General features: G+C 67.8%; 19 protein-coding genes. 15 read left to right on the forward strand and 4 right to left on the reverse strand.

The features are described 5' to 3' along the window. Positions 1–191 precede the first annotated feature (191 nt). The 3 genes from EDC29_RS10235 (at position 192) to oadA (ending at position 5,322) form a co-directional block, all read left to right on the forward strand. Positions 192–1,160 carry a THxN family PEP-CTERM protein gene (locus EDC29_RS10235; protein ID WP_132229741.1) on the forward strand — a complete coding sequence of 323 codons (969 nt, stop codon included), beginning with the start codon at positions 192–194 and terminating at the stop codon, positions 1,158–1,160. 844 nt (positions 1,161–2,004) lie between these two features. Then, the gene (locus tag EDC29_RS10240) at positions 2,005–3,423 is read left to right on the forward strand and encodes an acetyl-CoA carboxylase biotin carboxylase subunit (protein ID WP_132229743.1); all 1,419 of its coding nucleotides are present in this window, start codon (positions 2,005–2,007) and stop codon (positions 3,421–3,423) included. Positions 3,424–3,504: 81 nt separating this feature from the next. Then, the gene (gene oadA / locus EDC29_RS10245) at positions 3,505–5,322 is read left to right on the forward strand and encodes a sodium-extruding oxaloacetate decarboxylase subunit alpha (RefSeq protein ID WP_123141616.1); all 1,818 of its coding nucleotides are present in this window, start codon (positions 3,505–3,507) and stop codon (positions 5,320–5,322) included. A gap of 18 nt (positions 5,323–5,340) precedes the next feature. Here oadA and EDC29_RS10250 read toward each other — a convergent pair whose 3' ends face one another. Then, positions 5,341–6,705 (reverse strand): MFS transporter, encoded by a 1,365-nt coding sequence (locus EDC29_RS10250; protein ID WP_132229745.1) that lies wholly within the window; start codon positions 6,703–6,705, stop codon positions 5,341–5,343. 720 nt (positions 6,706–7,425) lie between these two features. Here EDC29_RS10250 and EDC29_RS10255 point away from each other — a divergent pair. Genes EDC29_RS10255 through EDC29_RS10280 form a run of 6 tightly spaced genes read left to right on the forward strand, consistent with a single transcriptional unit; the run spans position 7,426 to position 12,828 of the window. Next, on the forward strand, positions 7,426–8,520 hold the full coding sequence (locus EDC29_RS10255; protein WP_062277457.1) for a hydrogenase small subunit: 1,095 nt from the start codon (positions 7,426–7,428) through the stop codon (positions 8,518–8,520). Beyond that, the gene (locus EDC29_RS10260; RefSeq protein WP_123141619.1) at positions 8,517–10,307 is read left to right on the forward strand and encodes a nickel-dependent hydrogenase large subunit; all 1,791 of its coding nucleotides are present in this window, start codon (positions 8,517–8,519) and stop codon (positions 10,305–10,307) included. Before EDC29_RS10255 ends, EDC29_RS10260 begins: the two co-directional genes overlap by 4 nt. Before the next feature lie 46 nt (positions 10,308–10,353). Continuing rightward, complete coding sequence (cybH, locus tag EDC29_RS10265) at positions 10,354–11,046, forward strand: Ni/Fe-hydrogenase, b-type cytochrome subunit (RefSeq protein ID WP_123141620.1); 693 nt, start codon at positions 10,354–10,356, stop codon at positions 11,044–11,046. After that, positions 11,043–11,687, forward strand: coding sequence for a HyaD/HybD family hydrogenase maturation endopeptidase (locus EDC29_RS10270; RefSeq protein WP_132229747.1), 645 nt, complete (start codon positions 11,043–11,045; stop codon positions 11,685–11,687). Before cybH ends, EDC29_RS10270 begins: the two co-directional genes overlap by 4 nt. Positions 11,688–11,690: 3 nt before the next feature. Continuing rightward, entirely contained in the window at positions 11,691–11,990 is a 300-nt protein-coding gene (locus EDC29_RS10275; protein WP_123141622.1) for a HypC/HybG/HupF family hydrogenase formation chaperone, read from the forward strand. A 16-nt stretch (positions 11,991–12,006) separates the two neighbouring features. Continuing rightward, positions 12,007–12,828 carry a hydrogenase expression/formation protein gene (locus EDC29_RS10280; RefSeq protein WP_132229749.1) on the forward strand — a complete coding sequence of 274 codons (822 nt, stop codon included), beginning with the start codon at positions 12,007–12,009 and terminating at the stop codon, positions 12,826–12,828. Positions 12,829–12,837: 9 nt separating this feature from the next. On the opposite strand, the gene EDC29_RS10285 is transcribed toward EDC29_RS10280, so the two are convergent. The 3 genes from EDC29_RS10285 to EDC29_RS10295 form a co-directional block, all read right to left on the reverse strand. Next, positions 12,838–13,572: a PilZ domain-containing protein gene (locus tag EDC29_RS10285; RefSeq protein WP_165913490.1), complete on the reverse strand. Its 735-nt coding sequence runs from the start codon at positions 13,570–13,572 to the stop codon at positions 12,838–12,840. 154 nt (positions 13,573–13,726) lie between these two features. Continuing rightward, positions 13,727–14,761 carry a thioredoxin family protein gene (locus tag EDC29_RS10290; RefSeq protein ID WP_123141625.1) on the reverse strand — a complete coding sequence of 345 codons (1,035 nt, stop codon included), beginning with the start codon at positions 14,759–14,761 and terminating at the stop codon, positions 13,727–13,729. Between the two features lie 89 nt (positions 14,762–14,850). Beyond that, positions 14,851–15,534 (reverse strand): hypothetical protein, encoded by a 684-nt coding sequence (locus tag EDC29_RS10295; RefSeq protein WP_123141641.1) that lies wholly within the window; start codon positions 15,532–15,534, stop codon positions 14,851–14,853. 124 nt (positions 15,535–15,658) lie between these two features. Here EDC29_RS10295 and EDC29_RS10300 point away from each other — a divergent pair, with 124 nt between their 5' ends. The 6 genes from EDC29_RS10300 (at position 15,659) to EDC29_RS10325 (ending at position 20,637) form a co-directional block, all read left to right on the forward strand. After that, positions 15,659–16,549, forward strand: coding sequence for a metal ABC transporter solute-binding protein, Zn/Mn family (locus EDC29_RS10300; protein WP_132229753.1), 891 nt, complete (start codon positions 15,659–15,661; stop codon positions 16,547–16,549). Further along, positions 16,546–17,313 carry a metal ABC transporter ATP-binding protein gene (locus tag EDC29_RS10305; RefSeq protein WP_132229755.1) on the forward strand — a complete coding sequence of 256 codons (768 nt, stop codon included), beginning with the start codon at positions 16,546–16,548 and terminating at the stop codon, positions 17,311–17,313. The genes EDC29_RS10300 and EDC29_RS10305 overlap by 4 nt, the downstream gene beginning before the upstream one ends. Further along, on the forward strand, positions 17,310–18,161 hold the full coding sequence (locus tag EDC29_RS10310; protein WP_123141628.1) for a metal ABC transporter permease: 852 nt from the start codon (positions 17,310–17,312) through the stop codon (positions 18,159–18,161). The genes EDC29_RS10305 and EDC29_RS10310 overlap by 4 nt, the downstream gene beginning before the upstream one ends. After that, positions 18,158–18,589: a Fur family transcriptional regulator gene (locus EDC29_RS10315; protein ID WP_123141629.1), complete on the forward strand. Its 432-nt coding sequence runs from the start codon at positions 18,158–18,160 to the stop codon at positions 18,587–18,589. Before EDC29_RS10310 ends, EDC29_RS10315 begins: the two co-directional genes overlap by 4 nt. Before the next feature lie 104 nt (positions 18,590–18,693). Beyond that, on the forward strand, positions 18,694–19,452 hold the full coding sequence (locus tag EDC29_RS10320) for a class I SAM-dependent methyltransferase (protein ID WP_132229757.1): 759 nt from the start codon (positions 18,694–18,696) through the stop codon (positions 19,450–19,452). A 126-nt stretch (positions 19,453–19,578) separates the two neighbouring features. Continuing rightward, the gene (locus tag EDC29_RS10325; protein WP_123141631.1) at positions 19,579–20,637 is read left to right on the forward strand and encodes a calcium/sodium antiporter; all 1,059 of its coding nucleotides are present in this window, start codon (positions 19,579–19,581) and stop codon (positions 20,635–20,637) included. The last annotated feature ends 37 nt before the right edge of the window (positions 20,638–20,674 follow it).

The following is a 20,674-nucleotide window of genomic DNA, read 5'->3' on the forward strand; positions in this document are numbered from 1 at the left end:
CTCGTGGTGTGCTGGTTTTGAAGAAACCTTTTAGCCTTCAGTTGGTTGTCTTTATATGGCATGGGACGTGCTCTAAGTGTCGAGTCGGGTGCGCGCCATCGTTGCGAGACGGGATGGCCCCGGTGCGGCGCACGATGCTCCGCGAGGATGGATCCGCCCCGGCACAAGGAAGACAACGGAGTTGAGTCAACATGATGAAGCGAATGGTGATGAAAAAGATGGCGCTGGCTGCCCTGGTGCTAGGGGCCTTGGGCAACGCGGTCGCCGGACCGGTGGTGACCCAGTGGGGATACAGCGCCGATGCACGTTTCGTAGATAATCGGTTCTCAGGGTCGAGTGGTGAGATTCAGGTCACCGGCAGCGAGTTGTCCTGGGGGAGCGGATCTTATTGTTCCGGTATGGATACTTGGCTTGGGTGTTGGGGCACAACGGTGACGCCTGATTTCCGTAGCCCCAGCACCGACGCCGATCACAACCGCAGCGCCTTGACCATCGGCAATGGCGTGACCAATGACCTGACCGGCGGCGGCCCGGCCGTCGGCTCGGTCGCGACGGTCGTCGACGGCAGCGCTGATGACGCCGCCGAGATCGGCGTCGGCACCAGCCTGACCCACTGGAACAATCGGCTCTCGTCGCGCTACTCGACCCTGGAGTGGGGGCGTGTCGCGACCAGTCTGACCTTGACGCCAGAGCTGCCCGCCAGTGGCGCCAGCGTCGATACCCGGACCCTGGACTTCGAGTTCTTCTTCAAGGAAACGGCGAACCAGGGGACGTGTGCCGGCGACAGCACCAACCCCTGTCCTGATCTGTTCGGGTTGCTCGCCGTGCAGACCCTGGATATCCCCTTCCTCTACGATGGCAACGAGTATCTGGTGAGCCTGCTGCTGCAGGATGCCAGCGGCGGGGTCGCACCGATCGCCACCCTGCACGAGGAGGAGTGCGCCGCGCTCGGGCTGGGCGCCGGGTGTCAGGGCTTTCGCACCGCCGAGGAGCAGGCGACCACCTTCCAGTTCGCCTTCGCGGTCAGCACCGAGGCGCTGTTCCCGCCGGCCGCGGCCCAGCCGGTCCAGTCGGTGCCGTTGCCGGCTCCGCTGGGGCTGATTGGCGGCGGGCTCCTTGCCGCGGGGCTGTCGCGTCGGTTGGGTCGTCGCGGCCGCTAGGGCGTGGCGAAGACCCGGGTCGGGGCTTGTCCTCCCCGATCCGGGTTCGACGATCTCGGCGCGATCGCTGCAGGTGTGCGCCGTTTCAATCAGATGGCGCAGATCGACCGGTTTTGGATCGGGCGCCATCAACAGTCGTTCCGCGTGTCGGCGCTCGCCGGTCCCGACGCCGTCGGGCCGGGGCCGTCGCGTGCTGACACCCGCCCGGGCCTCCTCGGACATGGCTGAGCTGAATCAGCGTCTTGGTCTTCATCGCATGCTCCTGTTGTCACGGACCTCGGTGAGGGAGAGTCGACACCCCTGGTGTGACGTCTCCCCCGTGGCGGCGGCCTGGCGCGCTCGCCTGCCATCGCTGTTCGGACATCCCTGAAAAACAGACAAGCCTGTCTTTTTTACCGCCTGTCATGACCCCGGTGTCACATGGGAGTGAAGCAGTGCCGTGGCAGCCCGCGGGGTGCGGGCGCGGATCTTGAAAGCCTTGGCGCTATGCGTAAAACAGACGAGTGAAACCCCGGGCGCGATCACGGTTGCGCCAACCCGGGATCAATCGATTGTTGGGCGGGCATCTTCGGTGCTTCCGCGTCCTCCGGACAGTGCGGTCAGACGTTGCACGCGATTGATCACATTTGACAGTATTCGATGAAGTTGCGCTAAACTGCGCCGCCGTGCAGCGAAATTGATCGCTTCTACGCCGTCCTTTCGGTGACGTCGGTGCCGTGTCGCGGTGTGCATCCTTTGCACCCAGACCGCCTTTGGGTATATTGCTGCAAAGCAGCAAGTGCAGCCGAACGATCCTCACCGTTCTGACTCGGTCCACTGAACCGGCCATTCCTGAGGCTAACCAATGCTTCGAAAGATACTGATCGCGAACCGCGGAGAGATTGCGGTGCGTGTCATTCGCGCCTGCGCCGAGATGGGCATCCGCTCGGTGGCAATCTATTCCGAAGCGGATCGCCATTCGCTTCATGTCAAGAAGGCCGACGAGGCCTATAGCCTGGGCAGCGATCCGCTGGCCGGTTATCTCAATGTCCACACCATCGTCAACCTGGCCGTGGCCACCGGCTGCGATGCCATTCATCCCGGCTATGGCTTCCTCTCCGAGAACCCGGAGCTGGCCGCTGCCTGTGCCCGGCGTGGGCTGACCTTCATCGGTCCGAGCGCCGAGGTGATCGCACGGATGGGCGACAAGACCGAGGCCCGTCAGGCGATGATCCGCGCCGGGGTGCCGGTCACGCCCGGCAGTGATGGCAACCTCGCCAACCTCGACGAGGCGCTGGCCTGCGCCGAGCGTGTCGGCTATCCGGTGATGCTCAAGGCCACCTCGGGTGGCGGCGGTCGCGGCATCCGGCGTTGCGATGACGCCGAGGCGCTGCGCCACAACTACCAGCGGGTGATCTCCGAGGCGACCAAGGCCTTTGGCCGTGCCGAGGTCTTCATGGAGAAGTGCGTGGTCAATCCGCGCCACATCGAGGTCCAGGTGCTCGCCGATCACCATGGTCACTGCGTGCATCTGTTCGAGCGCGATTGCTCCATCCAGCGGCGCAATCAGAAGCTGATCGAGATCGCCCCCTCGCCGCAGCTCGACGAGGCCGAGCGCCAGTACGTCGGTGGTCTGGCGGTACTGGCCGCGCGCGCCGTGGGCTATACCAATGCCGGCACGGTCGAGTTCCTCCAGGATAGCGACGGGCGCTTCTACTTCATGGAGATGAACACCCGCATCCAGGTCGAGCACACCATCACCGAGACCATCACCGGCGTCGACCTGGTCGAGGAGCAGATCCGCATCGCCGCCGAGCTGCCGCTGCGCTTCGCCCAACACGAGATCCAGCGCCGCGGTTTCGCCATCCAGTTCCGCGTCAATGCCGAGGACCCGAAGAACAACTTCCTGCCGAGCTTCGGGCGCATCTCGCGTTATTACGCCCCGGGTGGGCCGGGCGTGCGCACCGATGGCGCCATCTACACCGGTTATACCGTCCCGCCCTATTACGATTCGATGCTCGCCAAGGTCATCGTCTGGGCGCTGAACTGGGACGACGTGATCAATCGTGGCGACCGTGCACTGCGCGATACCGGGTTGTTTGGCGTCAAGACGACCATCCCCTTCTACCAGGAGATCCTGCGTCACCCGGATTTCCGCGCCGGAAGCTTCAATACCAGCTTTGTCGAGTCGCATCCCGAGCTGCTCGAATACTCGACCAAGCGCCGAAGCGAGGATGTTGCCGCGGCACTGGCCGCAGCGATCGCCGCACACGCCGGGCTCTAGCCGCCGGGGCGCGGGCGCCGCTGCCCGTGCGATGCTTCAATCCCTCACGGTGCCGGGCAAGCCCCGGCCGAGAACGAGACCATGCCGAAGATCAATATCACCGACGTCATCCTGCGCGATGCCCATCAATCGCTGATCGCCACCCGGATGCGCACCGAGGACATGCTACCGATCTGTCCCAAGCTCGACGCCATCGGGTTCTGGTCGCTCGAGTGCTGGGGCGGGGCGACCTTCGACGCCTGCGTGCGCTTTCTCAAGGAGGACCCCTGGGAGCGATTGAGCCGGTTGCGCGAGGCGCTGCCCAACACCCGGCTGCAGATGTTGCTGCGCGGTCAGAACCTGCTCGGCTACCGTCACTACTCCGACGACGTGGTGCGTGCCTTCGTCACCCGTGCCGCGGCCAACGGCATGGATGTCTTCCGCATCTTCGACGCGCTCAACGATCTGCGTAACCTCAAGACCGCGATCGAGGCGACCAAGGCCGCCGGCAAGCACGCCCAGGGCACCATCTGCTACACCGTCAGCCCGGCGCACGATACCGCGGGCTTCGTGCGCATGGGACGCGAACTGGCCGAGATGGGTTGCGACTCGATCGCCATCAAGGACATGGCCGGGCTGCTCACCCCCTTCGCCACCGCCGAGCTGGTCAAGGCGCTCAAGGACAGCGTCGAGCTGCCGCTGCACCTGCACTCGCACGCCACCTCGGGGCTGGCCGACATGTGCCATCTCAAGGCGATCGAGAACGGCTGCGACACCATCGATACCGCCATCTCGGCCTTCGCCGGCGGCACCTCCCACCCGCCGACCGAGAGCCTGGTGGCGGCGCTGCGCGGCACCGAGTACGACTCCGGGCTGGACCTGGAGGCGATCCAGGAGGTCGGCATCTACTTCCACCAGGTGCGCAAGAAGTACCACCAGTTCGAGAGCGACTTCACCGGGGTCGACACCCGCGTCCAGGTCAACCAGGTGCCGGGCGGGATGATCTCCAACCTCGCCAACCAGCTGCGCGAGCAGAACGCGCTCGATCGCATGGAGGCGGTGCTCGCCGAGATCCCCAAGGTCCGCAAGGATCTCGGCTATCCGCCCCTGGTCACCCCGACCTCGCAGATCGTCGGCACCCAGGCGGTGCTCAACGTGCTCACCGAGAAGCGCTACGAGAGCATCACCAACGAGGTCAAGGGCTATCTCCAGGGACGCTACGGTCAGGCCCCGGCGCCGGTCGACGCCGCGTTGCAGCGTCAGGCGATCGGCAACGCCGAGGCCATCGACTGCCGCCCGGCCGATCTGCTCGAACCCGAGCTGGCGCGGCTGCAGGGCGAGATCGGCGCGCTCGCCGAGGGTGAGGAGGACGTCCTCACCTACGCCATGTTCCCCGAGATCGGTCGCGCCTTCCTCGAGCAGCGCGCCGCCGGCACCCTCCAGCCCGAGCCGCTCGAGCCGCCGCCGAGCGAGACGGCGGCCAACGCCCCGACCGAGTTCAACGTCGCGGTCCACGGCGAGACCTATCACATCAAGGTCACCGGCGCCGGCCACAAGGGGCAGGCCGATCGTCACTTCTACTTCACCATCGACGGTGTGCCCGAGGAGGTGGTGGTCGAGACCCTCGACGAGCTGGTGCTCACCGGCGGCGCCGAGGGTGCGGTGGCGCAGAAGATCGCCGGCAAGCGTCCGCGTCCGAGCGCGCCCGGGCACGTCACCACCTCGATGCCGGGCAACATCGTCGACGTGCTGGTCGCCGAGGGCGACCGGGTCGAGGCCGGTCAGCCGCTGCTGATCACCGAGGCGATGAAGATGGAGACCGAGATCCAGGCGCCGATCGCCGGCACCGTGACCGAGGTCTTCGTCGCCAAGGGTGACTCGGTCAGCCCCGACGAGGTGCTGATCGCGATCGAGGCCTGATCGCGGCGCCGGGCGTCCTCACCAGGGCGCCCGGCCCCGATCGTGGGCCTCGGCGAGTGCCCGTCCGCGCTGCTCGATCACCCCGCGGGCGCCGAACAGCGCGGCGGCGAACAACAGCAGACAGAGCAGGATCGCGCTGTGCAGCCCGAGCAGCCCCTGCACCAGCCCGATGGCGAGCAGCCCGAAGGCCCCGGCGAGCTTGGTCGCCAACCCCCAGAAGCCGAACAGCTCGGCCGCGCGCGAGCGTGGCGCGAACAGCCCCACCAGGGTGCGGGTCGAGGACTGACAGGCGCCGAGACTCAAGCCCGCCACACAACCGACCACCAGAAAGACGTGCTGCGCCTCCCAGTCGAGCCCGAAGCGGCTCTGCGCCTGGCTGGCGATCTCCGGGGTGAGATAGATCAGCGCGATGGCCGCCAGCCACATCCACAGGGTGATGCGATAGGTGCGCAGCGCCCCCAGCCGATCCTGCACGAAGCCGAAGCCCAGCGCCCCGAGCGCGGCGGTGATCTGCACCAGCACGAACATCAGGGTGCGCACCTCGCCGTCCCAGCCGATCACCTGGGCGCCGTAGATGAAGGCGTAGGTGATGATGATCGAGATCCCGCTCATCGAGAAGAACACCGAGACCAGCAGCAGCGCCAGGTCGGGGTGCCCGCGCAGGTGGGCGAGGGTCTGCGCCACCCGACCCAGACCGAGCCGCAACGCGCCCTGGCCGGGCGGCCGCGGTCGCGGTCGCGCGCGCTCGCGCACCCAGAGGAAGGTCGGGATGGCGGCGAGCAGGAAGAACACCGCCGCCCAGGGACCGACCCAGCGGATGCGCTCGAAGTTCTCGGCACTGACCTCGCCGAGCACCAGCAGCACGAAGATCGCCGAGCACATGCCGCCGATATAGCCGAGCGCCCAGCCGAACCCCGAGATCTTGCCGAGGTCCTCGGGCGGGCCCAGCCCGGGCAGGAAGCTTGCGATGAAGGACTCGCCGAGCGAGTAGGCGAGGTTGGAGACGATCAGCAGCACCACCCCCAGCCAGGCAAGCCCCGGGGCGACGAAATAGAGCGCGGCGGTGGCGAGCACGGTGACCAGATAACTGGCGAAGAGAAAGCGCTTCTTGCTCGCGTCATAGTCCATGATCGCCCCGGCCACCGGGGCGCAGACCACCGCCAGCAGATAGCTCGCCGCCAGCGCCAGGCTCCACAGCAGATTGCCGATGCGATAGTCCGGCGCGTCCCCGACGATCACCCGGGTGAACAGATCGCCGAACACCACGGTGATGATCAGCAGCGTATAGGACTGATTGGCGAAGTCGAACATCGCCCAGCCGAACAGCTCGCGCGCGGGTGCGCGCTGGCGGGAGGCGGTCGGGGTGGTGGTCGTCGCGGTCATCGTCGGCCCAATCCTCGGTCTCGGTCGGGGGATTGAACCGCAAAGGCGGGGAGAAAGCGAACGTCGTCAGCGGCCAGTCGCCAGTCGCCAGTCGCCAGTCGCCAGGGGATTGAACCGCAAAGGCGCGAAGGGTTTTGTCGGGTGGGGGAGGGCGCGGCGTGTCCGCCGGGGGGGCGGCATCCGGTCTTCGGCTCGCAGCTCAGGCGGGTTGCTGTCTGATCGCGGCTCGGGTCGGGTTTTCGCCGAACGTCAAAAGGCCGACCGCTCAGGCCCTCTTTGTGTGCTTTGCGACTCGTGGTTCAAGTCGGTCTTCAGTCGCCAGGGGATTGAACCGCAAAGGCGCGAAGGGTTTTGTCGAGTGGGGGGGTGCGCGGCGTGTCCGCCGGGAAGGGCGGCATCCGGTCTTCGGCTCGCGGCTCGGGCGGGTTGCTGTCTGATCGCGGCTCGGGTCGGGTTTTCGCCGAACGTCAAAAGGTCGAGCGCTCAGGGTCTCTTTGTGTGCTTTGCGGCCTCGTGGTTCAAATCGGTCCCCCGCCGCCCTCGTTGAGGGCTGGCGTCCGCTGGCGGCTGGGGGCTGAAGGCTGGCAGCTCCGCTCCGCGGCTTTGTTCTGGTGCGTCATGCACCGTCAATGACATTTTTTGGTTCTCGCGTATTTGCCTATAATCCCCGTGGACATGGCCGCGCGTCCTGGGCGGGTGGTCGACAACTGGGGGAGGACGATGGCAAGCACCGAGACCTTCTACGAGGTGATGCGCCGGCAGGGGATCAGCCGCCGCAGTTTCCTCAAATACTGCAGTCTGACCGCCGCCGCGCTCGGTCTGGCGCCGAGTTATGCCGGGCGCATCGCCGAGGCGATGGAGACCAAGCCGCGCACCCCGGTGCTGTGGCTGCACGGGCTGGAATGCACCTGTTGCACCGAGTCGTTCATCCGCTCGGCCCATCCGCTGGTGCAGGACGTGGTGTTGTCGATGATCTCGCTCGACTACGACGACACCCTGATGGCCGCCGCCGGGCATCAGGCCGAGGCGATCCTGGAGGAGATCCGCGAGCGTTATCGCGGCAACTACATCCTCGCCGTCGAGGGCAACCCGCCGCTGGCCCAGGACGGGATGAGCTGTATCATCGGCGGGCGGCCCTTCCTCGATCAGCTCCAGGAGGTCGCTGCCGACTGCAAGGCGGTGATCGCCTGGGGTTCCTGCGCCTCCTGGGGCTGTGTCCAGGCCGCCCGTCCCAATCCCACCCGCGCCACCCCGGTGCACGAGGTGATCCGCGACAAGCCGGTGATCAAGGTGCCCGGCTGTCCGCCGATCGCCGAGGTGATGACCGGGGTGATCACCTACATGCTCGCCTTCGACCGGCTACCGCCGCTCGATCGCCAGGGTCGGCCGCTGATGTTCTACGGTCAGCGCATCCACGACAAGTGCTACCGCCGTCCGCACTTCGACGCCGGTCAGTTCGTCGAGTCCTGGGACGACGAGGGCGCGCGCAAGGGCTACTGTCTCTACAAGATGGGCTGCAAGGGCCCGACCACCTACAACGCCTGTTCCACGGTGCGCTGGAACGACGGCGTGTCCTTCCCGATCCAGTCCGGTCACGGCTGCATCGGCTGTTCCGAGCGTGATTTCTGGGACAAGGACAGCTTCTACGAGCATGTCACCGATACCCATGTGTTCGGCATCGAGGCCAACGCCGACCGCGTCGGTCTTGCCGCCGCCGGCACCGTGGGCGCGGCGATCGGGGCGCATGCGGTGGCCAGCGCGCTGCACCGGACCAAACAGCGCGATCAAGCGCAGCACGAGGAGCGTGAAGAATGACGGTGAAGACGCCGAACGGTTATTCCCTCGACGACTCGGGTCGGCGCGTGGTGGTCGATCCGGTCACCCGCATCGAGGGGCACATGCGCTGTGAGGTCAACCTCGACGACGACAACGTGATCCGCAACGCCGTCTCCACCGGCACCATGTGGCGCGGGCTGGAGGTGATCCTGCGCGGGCGCGATCCGCGCGACGCCTGGGCCTTCACCGAACGGATCTGCGGCGTCTGTACCGGGACCCACGCGCTGACCTCGGTGCGCGCGGTGGAGGACGCACTCGGCATCGCCATCCCCGAGAACGCCAACTCGATCCGCAACATCATGCAGTTGACGCTGCAGGTGCACGACCATCTGGTGCACTTCTATCACCTGCACGCGCTCGACTGGGTCGACGTGGTCTCGGCGCTCGACGCCGATCCGCGCGAGACCTCGCGTCTGGCGCAGTCGATCTCGGCCTGGCCGCTGTCCTCGCCGGGCTATTTCCGCGACGTGCAGAACCGGGTCAAGCGCTTCGTCGAGTCCGGCCAGCTCGGTCCCTTCATGAACGGCTACTGGGGCAATCCGGCCTACAAGCTGCCGCCCGAGGCGAATCTGCTGGCGCTCACCCACTATCTCGAGGCGCTCGATTTCCAGAAGGAGATCGTCAAGATCCACACCGTCTACGGCGGCAAGAACCCGCACCCCAACTGGCTGGTCGGTGGCGTGCCCTGCGCGATCAACGTCGACGGGACCGGTGCGGTGGGCGCGGTCAACATGGAGCGGCTGAACCTGATCTCCTCGATCATCGACCGCACCATCGAGTTCATCGATCAGGTCTATGTCCCCGATCTGATCGCCATCGCCGGTTTCTACAAGGACTGGACCTATGGCGGCGGGCTGAGCAGCCAGGCGGTATTGTCCTACGGCGACATCCCCGAGCACGCCAACGACGACTCGGCGGAGAACCAGCTGCTGCCGCGCGGGGCGATCATCAACGGTCGCTTTGACGAGATCCACGACGTCGACCTGCGCGACCCCGATGAGATCCAGGAGTTCGTCGATCACGCCTGGTTCAGCTATCCCGATGAGTCGCGCGGACTCCACCCCTGGGACGGCATCACCGAGCCCAACTTCACCCTCGGTCCCAACACCAAGGGGACGCGTACCCGCATCGAGCAGATCGACGAGCGCGCCAAGTACAGCTGGATCAAGGCCCCGCGCTGGCGCGGGCACGCCATGGAGGTCGGACCGCTGGCGCGCTGGACCATCGGCTACGCCAAGGGCATCCCGGAATTCAAGGAGCCGGTCGACAAGCTGCTGACCGATCTCGGGCTGCCGTTCGATGCGCTGTTCTCGACCCTCGGACGGACCGCCGCGCGCGGACTCGAGGCCTCCTGGGCGGCGCACAAGCTGCGCCACTTCCAGGACAAGCTGATGGCCGCGATCGCCGCCGGCGACACCACCACCGCCAACGTCGAGCGCTGGGAGCCCTCGACCTGGCCGAAGCGCGCCAAGGGCGTGGGCACCAGCGAGGCGCCGCGCGGCGCGTTGGGTCACTGGGTGGTGATCGACTCGGGCAAGATCGAGAACTATCAGGCGGTGGTGCCGACCACCTGGAACGGCTCGCCACGCGATCCCGCCGGCAACATCGGCGCCTTCGAGGCGGCGTTGCTCAACACCCCGGTGGCGCGCGCCGACGAACCGTTGGAGATCCTGCGCACCCTGCACAGCTTCGATCCCTGTCTGGCCTGCTCGACCCATGTCATGGGGCCCGGCGGCGAGGAGCTGACCCGGGTCAAGGTCCGCTGAGGGCGTGCGCTCAGCCCCACCACCCAACAATGCGGAGGTTGCAGCCATGTTGCCAGACGTCCCCACGGTCAAGCAGACGGCGGTCTATGTCTATCAGGCCCCGGTGCGGGTGTGGCACTGGGTCAACGCGCTCTCGATCCTGGTGCTCGCCGTCACCGGCTATCTGATCGGCGCGCCGCCGCCGACCCTCTCGGGGGAGGCGAGCGCGCACTATCTGATGGGTGATATCCGCTTCCTGCACTTCGCCGCGGCCTATGTGTTCGCCGTCGGCTTCCTGTTCAGGATCTACTGGGCGCTGGTCGGCAACGCCTACTCGCGCCAGCTCTTCAGCCTGCCGTTCTGGCGTCGGCGCTTCTGGCGCGAGCTGGTGCACGAGCTGCGCTGGTACGCCTTTCTCGAGCGCGAGCCGTGCAAGTACATCGGCCACAACCCGCTGGCGCACCTGTTCATGGTCGCCATCATCACCGTCGGCGGGCTGGTGATGATCGTCACCGGCTTCGCCCTCTATGCCGAGCAGACCGGTCTCGGCTCCTGGCAGGACGAGCTGTTCGGCTGGGTCATCCCCTGGGTCGGGCAGAGTCAGGACGTGCGCATGTGGCACCATTGGGGGATGTGGGTGATCGTGGTGTTCGTGATGCTCCACGTCTATACCGCCATCCGCGAGGACATCATGTCGCGCCAGAGCCTGATCAGCACCATGATCAGCGGCTGGCGGATGTTCAAGGACGACCGGCCATGAGCGCGCCCGCAGCACCTCCGCGTACCCTGCTGCTCGGTATCGGCAACCTGCTGTGGGCCGACGAGGGCTTCGGCGTGCGGGTGGTCGAGCACATTGCCCGGCACTACCGGTTCGGCCCCGAGGTGCGGCTGCTCGATGGCGGCACCCAGGGGATCTATCTGGTCGATCAGGTGCGCTGGGCCGAGCTGCTGGTGATCTTCGATGCGGTCGACTACGGGCTGGCGCCGGGCACGCTCAAGCTGGTCGAGGGCGAGGCGGTGCCGCGTTTTCTCGGCGCGCGCAAGATGAGTCTGCACCAGACCGGGTTCCAGGAGGTGCTGGCGCTCGCCGCGCTGCTCGGCGACCTGCCCGAGCGGATGCTGCTCGTCGGCGTCCAGCCCGCCGAGCTGGAGGACTTCGGCGGCAGTCTCACCCCCGGGGTGCGGGCGATGATCGAGCCGGCGGTGGCCGCCGCGCGCGACTGGCTCGCGCCCCATGGGGTCGAATGGACGGCGCTGGCGCAGCCCTCGGAGCCGGGCGCGCTCGCCGACCTGCCGCATGGCGCGCTGGCGCTGGGGCGCTATGAACAGGAGCGTCCGAGCGTCGAGCAGGCCTGTCGCAGCGGCGATGCGCGGGTGCTCGAACGGCTGCGTGAGGACTGAGCCATGTGCATCGGCGTACCGATGGAGGTGATCGAGAGCGGTCCGTGCTGGGCCTGGTGTGTCGATGGCGAGCGGCGCTTGCGGGTCGACATGCGTCTGGTCGGCGAACAGCCGCCGGGGACCTGGGTGCTGGTCTTTCTTGAGAGCGCGCGCGAGGTGATGGACGCCGGCGAGGCGCAGCGGGTGCGTGATGCGCTGTTGGCGATGCGTCTGGCGCTCGACGGCGAGTCGGTCGATCATCTGTTCGCCGATCTGATCGAGCGCGAACCCCAGCTCCCCGAGCACCTGCGCGCCAAGGACTGAGTCCCCGGAGACCCTGATGCAACCGACCATCCCCCCGATCCTGCTGGGGCCGGGCAGTCAGGCCGACGAGGCCGATCTCGCCACCCCGATCGGCGTGCCCATGTCGGCGCCGATGCAGACCTATGTGCCGCCTGTCTCGATCGACTCGCCCGGTGGTGTCGCCGAGCAGGAGGCGTTGCGTTGTCTCGACGCGCTGCGGGCGCTGCTCGAGCGTCCCGTGCCCCAGGGGCTGGTGCTCGATTTCTCCAGTTCGAACGCGCGTGCGTTGGTTGCCCAGGCGCTCGGGCGGGGCGAGGTCGAGGTGGCCTGTGCCCACCGGCCCGAGTTCAGTGTCCGCGAGACCCGGCTGACCGGGGTCTGGTGGGTCGTCGATGAGCGAGGGGAGCGGTTGGAGGTGGCACCGATCCCGGCCTGCGTGTCACGGATCGCCGCCGCGGTGGCCGCTGAGCGGCTGCGCGAGGTCGATGACTGGGGGGCGGCGCTGGGCGCGCGTGCGGTCTGCGCCGAGTTGAGCGCGGCGCACGACGGCTGGTGTCCGGGGGATGCCCCGCGGGTGATCAATCTCAGTCTCTCGCCGCGTGGTCCGGCCGACCCGCCGATGCTCGAACAGGTCCTCGGGCGTGGTCCGGTGGCGATCCTGTCGCGTGGTTACGGCAGTTGCCGGATCGAGTCGACGCGGCTGCGCCACTGTTGGTGGGTCGGCCATTTCAACCCCGAGGGTCGGGCGGTGCTCGAGACCCTGGAGCTTGCCGAGGTGCCAACCGCCGCGCTGGCGACCGCCGAGGACATCGCCGACGCCGCACCGCGACTGGACGAGATCCTCGCCGCCTTGCGCTGAGCCGAAGGATTAGCCGTGGCTGGCCAGCCGTGAAGCGCAGGCGCGGATGCGATCGCGGCCCAGGGTCTCCTCGGGCAATCCCTGTGCGAAACCGCGGATGAAGCCGTAGAGATCGCTCACCGAGTGCTCGAAGCGCAACTCCACCTGGTGCAGCGGCGCCCATTCATGTCCGGGCAGTAGCTGGCGCGCCTGATCGATCACCCGCGCGCGCAGGGCCAGCTCGCTGCTCATCTCGGTGCCGGCGATCGACAGGCGGATGCTCTGGTCCTCGCGGTAGGCTGCGGTGGTGGTCACCATCAGCCCGCCGGCGGCGATCTGGCGCAGCACGTCGCAGATGTCGTCGGGGTCGTTGTAGACCAGCTCGAGACGTTCGCTCAGGGGGAGTGCGGCCTGCTGGCCGCCGAGCTGCGCGAGCATCATCTCGAGTCGTTGTTCGCTCATCGGCGGGACGCGGAAGAAGCGGGTGGCGACGATCAAGCGACCGTCGTCGAGCGCCTCGCGACGGACGATCTCGGCGTCGGCGCAGAAGCTCGAGTTCTGCTGCCAGGGGAAGAACAGCCGCAGGGTGTTGCTGCCGGTCTCGAGCGCGCGCTCGGTGACGAAGCGCGCCCCGCCCCAGGAGAGGTCCTGGTTGATCGCCTTGAGCGGCGTGGGGTGGTCCTCGAGCAGCACATCGATCGGCATCTGGATCGGGATGCGCCGTTGGGTGCGCTTCTCCGCCTGGACGAGTTGTTGCAATTGCATGCCCGTGTCTCCCAATGTCGTTGATCGTTCTGATGGTCGTATCCATACAGATCTGACAACCGACCGGGATTCCTTCCCGCGCATTCTCAAGCGTTCCCGGCGCGTCTCGGGACGCGTCGGGCGGGGCCGACCGGTCGTGGTCGGCTTGTTGCGTTTACTCGTCCGATATCTTGACGTCCTCGCCCGCGGCGAGCAGGGCCGCGGTCTTGGCGTCGATATAGTCGAAGGGGTCCGCGTGGTCCTGATAGTGACCCGCGCCGACATACTCGAGCATGCCGATGAAATGATAATGATAAAGCATATTGTCGATGCGCGTTCGCTCCTGCCCCTGATCGAAGAGCACCAGGGTGGGGCGGTAGAGGATATCGAGGTCGCGGGCCAGCGCGCGCGCGGTGGTGGCCGTGCCGTCGGGGGCGATGATCGGTGTCTCGGCCCCGGCATCGAGTCGCACCAGGGTGAAGGCGGCGAGCGCCTCGCGCACCTCGGGATCGGCGAGATGACCGTCGTGGAGTGCATCGCAGGCGCTGCAGGCCGTGTCCTCGAAGAGGATCGCCAGCGGACCCTCGATCGCTGAGAGGTCCGCGATCTCGCGGATCTGCGGGTGCGCGCGCAGCTGGTAGCGCCCCTGCTCGCGGTGGCTGCGCAGATAGTCGGCCAGCGACTGCTCGGTATAGGCGCGCGCGTTGACATAGTCGAGGATGCGCTTGAGGTCCTCCGGATTGCGATAGCCGCCGATCTTTGCCACCGGGGTGTTGGTGGCGTCGAGGAAGATCAGCGTGGGGGTCGTCTCGACCCGATAGAACTCGGCCAGCGCCTTCTCCGGCAGGCGGGTGTCCGGGGTGATGGCGACCTCGCGATCCCCCTTGATGTTGAGCGCGATGACGTCGAAGTGGGTGCGGATGAAGTCGCGATGCGGGCCGTGCTTGAAGTTCTCCTCGACCATCTTGTAGCAGTAGGGGCAGCCGTTCAGCTCCATGTACAGGATCAGGTGGCGCCCGGCAGCAGTGGCCTCATCGACGTCCTCGGCGATCTCGAGGAAGCTCTCCTTGAACCACGTCGGGTGTTCGCTGGTCTTGGCGCCGAGCAATCGGCCCGCCGAGTCCTCGGCCTGCGCCAGGGGGGCGCAGAGCAGCACGGTCAGCGTGGCGAGCAGGGCGGTGGTGCGGGGGCGCTTGCCGGTGGTTCGCATCGCCTATCTCCCTGAATCGGTTGCGATAGGTCGATGCTAACCGCACTCGGTGTGGATGCGCCAGCGTTGTCGTGTGCCGGTGCCCGCGTTCAGATCAGCGGGCCGACGGCGGTGCCGATGAGCAGCACCGCAGAGGCGGCGACGGTGATCAATACATTGTCGTCGATCGGGCCGAACTCGTAGCGCTCGACCACGGTTGCCACCACCGCCGAGATCAGCCCCCACACCGGGATCGCCGGGGTGGCCAGCGCGCCGATGTACCAGCCCATCGGCGCGCTCACCGCGAGCATCGCGATGTTGCCCACCGGGCTCTTGGAGCGGCGCCGGATCAACGCGTTGCGCACCACCCCGGTGACCCCGTCGCCGAAGGCCATGTAGAGCGAGGGCAGGATCGCCAGCCAGGGGTTGTCGAGCAGCCACCACAGCAGCGACACCGACAGCGACCACATCAGCGCGAACTTGACGTCGTTGCGGTTCTCGGTGATCTGGAACCAGTACAGTCGCCAGCCGCTGACATGGGCGACGAACACCGCCAGGGTGAGCAGCAGGCCGCTGACCAGCGGGAACCAGGGGTCGGTGAACACCAGCGGCACCATCAGCGAGCCGACGCCGCCGGCGAGCATGTGGACGATCTTGCGGGTGTAGTAGACGGCGCGGATCGGCTCCATGCCGCGCGCCACCATCCAGGCATAGGGCAGTCGGGTGGCGATGAGCACGACGAGGATGTAGAGCCCGAGGGCGCAGGCCCAGAGCAGTTGGGTCGAGAAGGACATACGGATCAGCATCCCCCTGGATGACGGTGAGACGAGCGGTGGTCCGGCCGCTGGTGCGGTCGGCGCAAAACGTTATATTGTATCTTTTCGTGTCCCCGAATCCATGTCCGCGAGGTCCATCCCCATGTCCCTGATCACGCGCCTGCTGTGCCCGGTGCTGCTGGCCGCGTCGCTGCCGGCGGTGGCCGCCGAGCCCGAACCGCTGGAGGTCTTCGTCAGCCTCGCCCCGCAACAGACCTTCGTCGAGGCCATCGGCGGCGATCGCGTCGAGGTGCATGCCCTGGTCGCGCCGGGCGAGAGTCCGCACCTGTTCGAGCCGCGCCCGCGCCAGATCGCCGCGCTGGCCGAGGCCGACCTCTTCGTGCGTATCGGCGCGTCCTTCGAGGAGGGCTGGTTGGCGCGGTTGCGTGCGGCCAACCCCGAGCTGCCGATCCTCGACGCCCGCGAGGGCATCGAGCTGCGCCAGCTCGCGACCGATCACGACGCCCATCACGATCACGACCATGGCCACGATCATCATCACGGCGAGATCGATACCCACATCTGGACCAGTCCGCCGCTGGTGCGGGTGATGGCCGGACACCTGCGCGATACCCTCGGCGCGCTCGACCCGGCGCACGCCGAGTACTTCGCCGCCAATCATGACCGCTTCGTCGCCGAACTCGACGCCCTCGATGCCGAGCTTCGCGAGCGGCTGGCCGGGCTCGCACACCGTCGATTCATGGTCTATCACCCTGCCTGGGGCTATTTCGCCGCGACCTATGGGCTCGAGCAGGTCGCCATCGAACGCGCCGGCAAGGAGCCCGGGGCACGGGCGCTGACCGCGCTCATCGAGCAGGCGCGGCGCGAGGACGTGCGCCTGATCCTGGTGCAGCCGCAGCTCGATCCGCGCGCCGCCGAGCGCGTCGCCGAGGCGATCGACGGTCGGGTCGAGGTGCTCGATCCGCTCTCGCCCGAGTATTTCGCCACCTTGCGCCGTCTTGCTGCGTTGCTCACCGCCGAGGAGGCTCGATGAGCGCGACCCCGGCGATCGCGGTGCGCGATCTCAGCTTTGCTTATGACGGCGCGCTGATCCTCGAACGGGTCGACCTCACCGTGCTCCCCGGTGAGTTCGTCGGCCTGGTCGGACCCAACGCCGGGGGCAAGAGCACCCTGCTCAAGCTGATCCTCGGGCTGCTCAGCCCGCAGCGTGGTCAGATCCATGTCTTCGGTGAACCGCCGCGTCGCGCCGCGCGTCATATCGGTTATGTGCCCCAGTTCCCCGGCTTCCCGCGCGACTTCCCGATCGCCGTCGAGCAGGTGGTCGCCATGGGACGGCTGGGACAGGGGCCCTGGTGGGGCTGGACCCGTCACACCGATCGTGAGGCGGCGCGACGTGCGCTCGCCGCGGTCGGCGCCGAGGGGCTGGCCGAGCGGCGCATCGGTGCGCTCTCGGGCGGGCAACTGCAGCGCGTGCTGCTCGCCCGCGCGCTGGTCACCGAGCCGCGTCTGCTGATCCTCGACGAGCCCACCGCTAACGTCGACCAGCGCGCCGAGGGCGACATCTTCGACCTGCTCGCCGGGCTCGATCCGCGCCCGACCATCCTCGTCGTCTCGCACGACATCGCCTTCATCTCGGCCTATGTCCACCGGGTCGCCTGTCTCAACCGCACGCTCACCTGCCACCCCACCGACGCGCTCGACGGCGAGCTGGTGCAGCATCTCTACGGCACGCGGCTGCGCGCCGTCGCCCACGATCTGCCGGGCCCCTGTCCCGGCGCGCACCGACACCACAGATGAACGCATTCCTCGACGCATTGATCCACTACGACTTCCTCCAGGGCGCGCTCGTCGCCGGGTTGCTCGCCAGCATCGGCTGCGGCGTGGTCGGCACCCTGGTGGTGGTCAAGCGCATCGCCTTCATGGCCGGGGGTATCGCCCACTCGGTGCTCGGCGGTATGGGCGCGGCGCTGTATTTCGGTGTCGATCCGCTGCTCGGTGCACTGTTCGCGGCCATCCTCTCGGCACTGCTGATCGGCGGCGTGCGCCTGGCCTGGGCGGCGCAGGAGGACACCCTGATCGGCGCGCTCTGGGCCATCGGCATGGCCGTCGGCATCCTCTTCATCGCCAAGACCCCGGGCTATGCTACCGATCTGATCAGCCTGTTGTTCGGCAACATCCTGCTGGTGCCCGAGCGCGCGCTCTGGTTCATGGGGGTGCTCGATGTGGTGCTGCTGGTGGTCGTCGGGCTGTGTTATCGCCAGTTCGTCGCGGTGATCTTCGACGAGGAGTTCGCCCGGCTGCGCGGGGTGCCGGTGGCCTTCTTCTATCTGCTGCTGCTGTGTCTGGTGGCGGTGACCGTGGTGCTGCTGATCCAGGTCGTCGGGCTGATCCTGGTGATCGCGCTGCTCACCCTGCCGGCGGCGATCGCCGGGCACTATCTGCACTCGCTCGGCGCCATGATGGTCGCCGCGACCCTGCTCGGCATGGTCTTCACCAGCGGCGGGCTTGCGCTCTCCTACGGTCCCGACCTGCCCGCCGGGCCGACCATGATCCTGCTTGCCGGTGCCGCCTACGTGTTCTCGGCCCTGGTCGCGCGGCTGCTGGCGCGCCATCGCGCCGCGCAGCGGGCGAGGGCGGGCGGATGAGCGCCGAGGAGCGGCTCGAGCGGGCGACGCGGCTGTGCGCCGGGCGCGGTGCCCGGCTCACCCCGCAGCGCGCCCGGGTGCTGCGCATCCTGATCGAGGCCGAGCGCCCGCTCGGCGCCTACGAGATCCTCGCCGAGATGGCCGAGGGGCAGCGCGCGCTGGCGCCGCCGACCGTCTATCGGGCGCTGGAGTTCCTGCTCGCCCAGGGCCTCGTCCACCGCCTCGAGACCCTCAACGCCTTCATCGACTGCCGTCATCCCGAGCGTCCGCACCCGGCGCAGTTCCTCATCTGCAGCGCGTGCGGCCGGGTCGTCGAGATCGACGACGAGGCGATCGCCGCGCGTCTGCTCGATGCCGCCACGCAGAGCGGCTTCGCAGCGAGCCGCAAGGTGGTCGAGGTGATCGGGGTGTGCGAGGGGTGTCGGTGAGCCTGCGTGACACGCGTGCGTCGGCCTGGCCGTCATGACGTACTGTCGCGATGTCGAGCGCCGTTGTTCCGCCGCCTTTTCCTTGACCGAGGAGACCATCGACGATGGATGACGCTGACCTGCGACTCCTGATCGACCTGCACCGGGACGCCGCGCGCCAGGGGCCGGGGAGCGATGCGGAGACCGCGCGTGCGCTCGATCTGGCGCGAATCGACCGTGCCGCGCCTCTGCGTGTCGCCGACATCGGCTGCGGCACCGGCGCCTCGACCCTGGCGCTCGCGCGCCTGCTGCCGGCCGCCGAGATCGCCGCCGTGGACCTCCTCCCGGCGTTCATCGAGGGGCTCGGGGCGCGGCTGGCGCGCGCCGGGGTGGCCGAGCGGGTGCGACCGCTGTGCCGCTCGATGGATGATCTGCCGTTCGCCGATGCGCAGTTCGACCTCCTCTGGTCCGAGGGCGCGATCTACAACCTGGGGTTCGAGCGCGGCGTCGAGCAGTGGCGGCGCTATCTCCGCCCCGGTGGTGTCCTCGCCGTCTCCGAGATCACCTGGACGACGGCCTCGCGTCCGCCCGAGGTTCAGGCGCACTGGGCCGCCGACTACCCCGAGATCGACACCGCCGCGGCCAAGCTCGCCGTACTGGAGCGTCACGGCTATGCCCCGATCGGCTATCTGGTGCTGCCGGAGTCGTGCTGGGAGGCGCATTACTATCGACCGCTGCGGGATCGTTTCGCGGCCTTCCTGGCGCGCCATGCCGGGGATGAGCGGGCACGCGCGATCGTGGCCGCCGAGGAGGCGGAGATGGCGCTCTATGCGCAATACGGAGCCTTCTACAGCTACGGCTTCTATGTCGCCAGGAGGCTTTAGGCGAGACGAATGGGGTCGGATGCAACGGCGGGTGGCTGCATGGCCTCCGGTGGTGTCGATCGGTTAGGGTGATGTGCCTGATCTCAGCGGAACTGAATCTGTCCCCTTTCCGGGGAGGGAGCCCTCATGCACGAGTCGATCCTCTCGGCCCTACTGATCCTGGCCGGGTTCATCATCCTGCTCGGCGGCGGTGAGCTGCTGGTGCGCGCCGCCTCGGCGCTCGCTAAGGCGATGCGGATCAGCCCGCTGGTGGTGGGGCTGACCGTGGTCTCCTTCGCCACCAGCGCCCCCGAGCTGGCGGTGACGCTGCAGTCGGCCTGGGCGGGCGCGGCGGATCTGGCCGTCGGCAACGTCGTCGGCAGCAACATCGCCAACGTCCTGCTGGTGCTGGGCGCGGCGGCCCTGACCGCGCCGCTGGTGGTGCATCGTCGCGCGGTGCGGATCGACCTGCCGCTGGTGCTGGCCGCCTCGGTCGCGCTCTGGCTGCTCGCGCTCGACGGTGGGGTGGGGCGGGTCGACGGCGGGTTGCTGTTCGCCGCGCTGCTGGTCTATCTGGTGTGGTCGATCCGCCAGGGGCGCGGCGAGGGCGCCGTGGCCGACGAGACGACGGCGCCACATTCGCCCTGGGCGCTGCTCGGTCAGCTCGCACTGCTCGTCCTGGGGCTGCTGCTGCTGGCCATCGGGGCCCGCCTGCTGGTGATGGGGGCGGTCGACATCGCCCGGGTACTGGGTGTCGACGAGCTGGTGATCGGGTTGACGGTGGTCGCCATCGGCACCTCGCTGCCGGAGGTGGCGACCTCGGTGATCGCCTGTCTGCGCGGTCACCGCGATCTCGCCGTGGGCAACGTGCTGGGCAGCAATCTGTTCAACATCCTCGCGGTGCTCGGGCTCGGCGCCCTGGCCGCGCCGGAGACCATCGCCATCTCGCGCCAGACCCTGCTGGTCGATCTGCCGATCATGATCGCCGTCGTGCTGCTCTGCCTACCGCTGTTTCGCGGTGGGATGGCGCTCGGGCGGCGGATCGGCGCGCTGTTTGTCGGCGCCTTCGCGCTCTATCTCGCCCATGTGACGCTACGCGCCACCGGGGCGTCGCTGCTGCCCGTCTTCGAGTTGGTGGTGCTGTCCCTGTCGTTGCCGTTGTTGCTGTGGTCGGGCATGGTGTGGCGGCGCGGCGCGGGTCGTTGAGGATCCGCGTGCCGGTGCGGCGTGGGTGTGTTCCGTG

The sequence above is a fragment of the Marichromatium gracile genome (genome assembly GCF_004343155.1).
GTDB lineage: Bacteria > Pseudomonadota > Gammaproteobacteria > Chromatiales > Chromatiaceae > Marichromatium > Marichromatium gracile.